Annotated in this window: 7 protein-coding genes; 2 read left to right on the forward strand and 5 right to left on the reverse strand. The window is 66.3% G+C overall.

Features of this window, described 5'->3' with window-relative positions; genetic code table 11:
* The first annotated feature begins 131 nt into the window (after positions 1-131).
* Entirely contained in the window at positions 132-377 is a 246-nt protein-coding gene (locus FHU13_RS27195) for a hypothetical protein (protein ID WP_183438937.1), read from the forward strand.
* Positions 378-983: 606 nt separating this feature from the next.
* The gene (locus FHU13_RS27200) at positions 984-1439 is read left to right on the forward strand and encodes a hypothetical protein (protein ID WP_183438938.1); all 456 of its coding nucleotides are present in this window, start codon (positions 984-986) and stop codon (positions 1437-1439) included.
* Positions 1440-1559: 120 nt separating this feature from the next.
* On the opposite strand, the gene FHU13_RS27205 is transcribed toward FHU13_RS27200, so the two are convergent.
* From FHU13_RS27205 to FHU13_RS27225, 5 genes are all read right to left on the reverse strand, one after another.
* Positions 1560-1934, reverse strand: coding sequence for a hypothetical protein (locus FHU13_RS27205; protein WP_183438939.1), 375 nt, complete (start codon positions 1932-1934; stop codon positions 1560-1562).
* Positions 1934-2458 carry a hypothetical protein gene (locus tag FHU13_RS27210; RefSeq protein WP_183438940.1) on the reverse strand — a complete coding sequence of 175 codons (525 nt, stop codon included), beginning with the start codon at positions 2456-2458 and terminating at the stop codon, positions 1934-1936. The genes FHU13_RS27205 and FHU13_RS27210 overlap by 1 nt, the downstream gene beginning before the upstream one ends.
* 13 nt (positions 2459-2471) lie before the next feature.
* The gene (locus FHU13_RS27215; protein WP_183438941.1) at positions 2472-3035 is read right to left on the reverse strand and encodes a hypothetical protein; all 564 of its coding nucleotides are present in this window, start codon (positions 3033-3035) and stop codon (positions 2472-2474) included.
* A gap of 378 nt (positions 3036-3413) precedes the next feature.
* Complete coding sequence (locus tag FHU13_RS27220) at positions 3414-4112, reverse strand: TIGR02594 family protein (RefSeq protein WP_183438942.1); 699 nt, start codon at positions 4110-4112, stop codon at positions 3414-3416.
* A gap of 64 nt (positions 4113-4176) precedes the next feature.
* A partial coding sequence (locus FHU13_RS27225) for a terminase large subunit domain-containing protein (RefSeq protein ID WP_246714923.1) occupies positions 4177-5235 on the reverse strand: 1059 nt, incomplete at its 5' end.

A 5235-nucleotide genomic window follows, 5' to 3' on the forward strand; every position in this document is an offset into this window, starting at 1 on the left:
CTGCAGGAGATGCGTGGCCGAGCCCTGATCACGCTGCGCTCTCAGACGCTGGTCATCGAGGCTTGGGAAGAACTTGTGCGAATTGCTCAGTTCGACCCGACGTACCTGAACCTGGAGCGCTGAGCGGCCGCATGACCCTTCGCCTGCAGCCTGTTCAAGTTGCGGCGGGTACCTCAGACACAGAGAGCCACCTCGTCTTCTCGGATGGGTTCCTGGTAGTGGTTCTGGTTCGGCTCTCGGACGATCACGGGGAGGCGACCGGGATGTGGTTCCTGGAGGCGGGCTTTGGGCGTGTTGATCATCCAGACCCGCCTACCTTCGCCGGTCTCGACGAGGCCCAAAGCTGGGTCGAGTGGCGGCTCGAAAGCAGACGGTAGTCGGACCGACTGCGAGCGGCAGCAGGTCGTAGCTGTGAGCACAGCGGGTCGACATTTGCCACTAACGCAGCGGATCCGATCTGCGCTCGACGCACGGCGCCCGCACCACCTCTGAGGCGGTTTGCTTCCACAAAAAACCCCGCCGTGGCAGAGCCGGGCGGGGCAAGTCGGAGGGAGGAACCGCCATGGTTCGCTGATCGGGCAACCTGTCGGTGCCGGCAATGTTCGGGCTCCGTCTGAAACCGAACGAAAAGCCCCGCTCCGGAGAACCGGGCGGGGCAAGATGCGTCTACGGGACCCGCTGGAGGGCGAGCGGAATCGAGGCTACCGCCGGAAGCTGTATCAGTCTAGCGGTCTCGGACCGGTGGCGCTCCTCCCAACCCAAGCTCACCCGTCCGCCGCCTGTCGCCGATGGCGAGCTGGGTCCGCTCAGTCGCTGAGCCGACGTAGGTTGGGAAGCCGGCACGAAGGTCCGCCGCACTTGAGCCGCCTGGGCAAAGAAGGTGCATTTCGGCAGGTCTACCGCTCGTTACCTCACGGGCGCGTGAGGAACCACCTTCTACGGCTCGCGCTTCCTATAGAAGCCAGAAACCTGCGGAGGAACGCATGACCAAGATCTCAACCCTACTCAGTGCTACCGCAATCCTTGCTTTCACGGCCACGTCCGCAATCGCAGCGCCGTGCAACACGCAGGGCAAGCAAGCCGCCAACGAAAAAAGCTCCAGCGCCGACCACTCGACCAAAAACCTCGCCGATGGTCAGCAGCCGAGTTCCCCCAAAACAGTCGGTGCAATGAACAATATGGCTGCCGATCGCGCCACCTCACCTGCTGATGTGACCCGGCAGGCAGAAGGTAAGGGAACGATGGCTCAGCAGGGGCAATCTGGCAGCGGCAGCCAGGGACAGCAGGCGGGTGGCGGGTCGAGTTCGGATGCAGACCGGTCGACCAAGAACCTCGCCGGCGGTGAGCAGCCGAGTGCGCCGAAGACGGTTGGCGCGATGAACAATGTCGGCGCCAATCAGCTGCCGGGTAAGCAGGGTCAACAGGACGACGGCTGCTGATCCAGGATTGAGCACCTAACGAATGATGACCCACCTCGACTTACGTCGGGTGGATCATCCGCTGCCGCGCGCGTCACAGGCCGAGCAGGCCTGCCAGAGTGACAGCGACGAAGCAGGGCGTCACGGCCGGTCCCGATCATGATGTGCCCGGTTCTCGATCGCCTGCTCGCGCTCGATCAGGCCCAGGAGTTCGGTCTGCCGCTTCGCCTCCTCGCGGATGACGCGGACGCACTCCGCGATCCGGCCGGTGTCCTCGGTCTGCCGACGGGCGAGATCGCGCAGTTCCCGCATCAGGTCGATCGCCTCACGCGGCCCCTGCAGAAAGGGCGGGGGCACGTCGGCGAGGCTGGCCGGCGCTGGCGGTGGCAGGTGCTCGCGGTCCCCTCGTGCCTGCGTGACCATCCAGCCGATCAGCATCATGGTGCAGCCGCCGACAAAGATCTGGAGGAACTGCTGCGTCGCGATCACGTCCTTGAGGAAGGTGAGCCAGTCCATCAGCCCCGAACCTCCTCAAGTGCCGCCAGAGCCTTGCCAAGCCGGCTCCGGCGCGACACGCCGTCCAGCACGGCGATGTAGACGGAGATGGCCTCGAACCCGGCGAGCGTCCCGAACACCGGGATGACGAAGCTCGGCGCATGCGCCACCGTGAAGGCATCATAGATCAGGGCCACCGCGAACTGGCCCATGATGAGGCAGCCGATCCCGGCACCGATCGCCCGCGCATAGGCGCCCTTCGGTCCGACCCGAACGTTGTTGATGTAGCCGTTGAGGAACAGCGCCATGATGCGCACGCTTCCGGCGCAGCCGAAGACCAGCGCCATGTTGGCTTCGCTGAACCCCATCTCGGCGATCGGCTTCAGCGCGTTGCGCTCCATGGTGTCGCCCGGCATGGCGAGGGTGAAGGCGATCAGCACCATCATCGTCGCCATGCACCACTCGAACAGGCGGTAGGTGCTGTAGGGGCCGGCGGAGTGCATGGGCAGGAGCGGCCGGCGCGCTCCCCCGTTCGAGCCGGGCATGCGCCCCTCCTGCTTATTGCCGAGTCATCTCGTTCATGCGGTGCAGTTCGTCGGCGTCCACCGTGCCGGCGCTGATCTGCTCCTGCGCCGGGACCAGCACGGCCTGCTCGCTGGCGTGCTCGTCGAGATCGAGCTTGCGGAACATGCGGGCCGCGATGCCATCGGCGCCGCCGGCCGCCTTGATGACCGCGGACGGCGCGGTGTCGACGAGGTACTGCGTTCCCTTAGCGATCACCGGCACGGCCACGTTGACAGAAAGCGTCTTGCCCCTGGCCGCGCCGTTCACTGCGTTCAGGCCGAAGCCGACGCCGGCCTCAAGCATCATCTCGACGCGCTTCTGCGACAGGAACAGGGCCGCCCACGGGTAAACCTTGCGGACGGCCTGGATGACGTAGGCTGCGATGATCGGCAGGAGCACGGTGAGGATCGGCTCCCGCAGAGACACCGCGAGCGCGACGAGCCAATCGCCCCAGGGGATCAGCACGGGCTTGTTGCCGACGGTGGCGACCTCGGCAGCAAGAGCAGGAGATACGACACAGGCAAGCGCCAGCGCCGCGAGCGAGAGCACACGGGTCATGGTGGTGGTCCTGATGGTGGGGATGCGCGGCGGGCCCGGCCGGCTCGGTAATTCTACACGGGGGGTACAGCGAATGTGCTACTTGTGCGCCCTTGGGTTGAGGCGCACGAATGACTGCGTCTGCAGGGCCCTAGGCCTCACCGGAGCCCGCGGACGGCGGGTCGGTGCGTAGGGGGGCTTTGGCGCCGGCCCGCTCTGTCGGGCGCCGCTCAGATGCGTCCTAGCGAGAACTTGAGCGCGTTAAGCCGTAAGAGGGCCTGGAGCGCTCCTCACACTAAGCATATGATGTGATGTCGTTGTGTCGCAGGCCCCTTCGGCTTCGCGGTCAACGGCCAGCGGGTCGGTGTCGATGCCCCCCTGGACGCCGATCCGCTGTTTTCAGGCTTCACTCACACCCAAGCGTGCCCCTGCGATCGTCGCCGGCAGCGTTTGCGGCGCCGGCAGCGGCATGTCGGCCGGCCAGCGGAAGGACGTGAACTCCTTGCGCGGGAAGGATGCGATCGACCACGCGTCGCCCTGGTTGCCGCCCAGCAAGAAGATCTGGCTCGCATTGGCGCCGACGACGAAGCCGACATGGCCCTGCCAGGACGAGTTGCCCCGCTTCTTCGTGGCGATCGCGCCGAGGGCCGGCTCCTTCAGCCCAACGCCCCACGCCTCGTAGGAGCGCGCCGCAAGGCTACCGGAGGGCTTGTGACCGGCCCGCTTCAGCATGGCGCCAACGGCTGCAGCGCACCACGCCACCGAGTCCTGCTTGATGCCGGAGAAGCCCGCATCGGCGAAGAGCTGCACGACGCGGGGGTTATTCGCCGCACCGGCGCCTTCGCGGATGCCGAGTTCACCCTCGGCCAGAACAAGCCAGCCGGGCTTCTCGGGTGCCTCGCGCCGCTCGCTGATGTCGGCCTTCTGCAGGGCGGCCTGCGTCTTCGGCCCAGCGATGCCATCAGGCACCAGCCCTGCCGCCCGCTGGAACGCGGTCACGGCGGCGATGGTGAGCGGTCCTGCGTCGCCGTCCGCTCCCGAGGGTCCGAGGTCATACCCGCGCGCGAGGAGAGCGCGCTGGATTGCAGCGACGTCCATGGTGATCTTCTCCGATGTCGAGGAAAGGTGACGGGCTCGGGCCGGGTGGCGCGGCGAGCGGGGATTACTGCGGCCGGATGTTGAAGTTCGCGCCGTCGAACTGGAGGAAGGACCCCGTTGCGGCCATAGTCGGGACGGCCTGGATGTTGATGTTGCCGCCTGCGTCTACGATGAAGACGCCCATCAGCCTGTCTCGGCCGAGCACGGTGAGCCCGAACAGGTCGTCGAGGCCGCCGCCGTCGATGCCGATGCAGACGACCTCGGAGCGCTCCAACAGCGCATCGAGCGTCAGTGTCGTGTCCGTTCCGCGGCCCCAGAACTCGGCGCCGGGCCAGTTGCCGCCCAGGCCCATGCCGATCTGGACATTGAAGTGCTGGGAGGCCAGCAGTGCCAGGGCGTCGCCGCCCTCCTGTTCCGCCTTCAGCAGCTGGTTGGCCAGGAAGGTCTCATCGACCGACCGGCCCATGTTCGGATTAACCAGCGGCCAGAGCTTCCGGTCCTTCCACCCGCCGTCGGCCACGAGCTTAGCGGGCAACTCGTAGAGGACCGGGAGCAGCGGGAGCTGCATCTCACCGTCCCGCACCTTACGGGCCGTCTCCAGCTCCTGCTTGAACACGCCGGAGGGCGTATCCTTCGACTGCGTGGTCACCTGGATCAGGAAGCCATCGGGCCGGGCCGCCAGGGCGCCACGCACCTCCACGAAGACGTCGGCCGCCCGCGGCTTCTTCGCGAATACGTGCGTCTCGTCGATCAGCGTGTAGGTCGCCTTCGACCCGGTGATGACGTCGGTGTCGGCCGCCTTGATCTGGAGCGAGGCGCCGCTGTTCCGGTGGGTGATCGTACGGACGTGGTGCTGTCCGTGGAAGAGCTTCGCTAGTTCCGGGTCAGCCTGGATGATGCCCCAGGCCTGCTTGTAGGCGATGTTGGCGATCTCCTTCGTCGGCGCGACGAGCAGCGCCTCGGCCAAGGGTCGCCGATTCACGATCAGCACCGTGACCATGATGGCCGCGGCACCGGACGACTTCGAATTCTTCTTCGGGACGAGCCAGAAGAACTCCTGGATCATCCGCCGATTGGTCTCCGGATCGTATGAGCCGAAGATGGCCCGAACGATCGGCAGCAG

The organism is Methylobacterium sp. R2-1 (assembly GCF_014191355.1).
Taxonomy (GTDB): domain Bacteria; phylum Pseudomonadota; class Alphaproteobacteria; order Rhizobiales; family Beijerinckiaceae; genus Methylobacterium.

Coding starts and splice junctions, on each gene's coding strand:
- FHU13_RS27200 (WP_183438938.1), top strand. CDS start 984: ATGACCAAGATCTCAACCCTACTCAGTGCTACCGCAATCCTTGCTTTC.
- FHU13_RS27205 (WP_183438939.1), bottom strand. CDS start 1,934: ATGGACTGGCTCACCTTCCTCAAGGACGTGATCGCGACGCAGCAGTTC.
- FHU13_RS27220 (WP_183438942.1), bottom strand. CDS start 4,112: ATGGACGTCGCTGCAATCCAGCGCGCTCTCCTCGCGCGCGGGTATGAC.
- FHU13_RS27195 (WP_183438937.1), top strand. CDS start 132: ATGACCCTTCGCCTGCAGCCTGTTCAAGTTGCGGCGGGTACCTCAGAC.
- FHU13_RS27215 (WP_183438941.1), bottom strand. CDS start 3,035: ATGACCCGTGTGCTCTCGCTCGCGGCGCTGGCGCTTGCCTGTGTCGTA.
- FHU13_RS27210 (WP_183438940.1), bottom strand. CDS start 2,458: ATGCCCGGCTCGAACGGGGGAGCGCGCCGGCCGCTCCTGCCCATGCAC.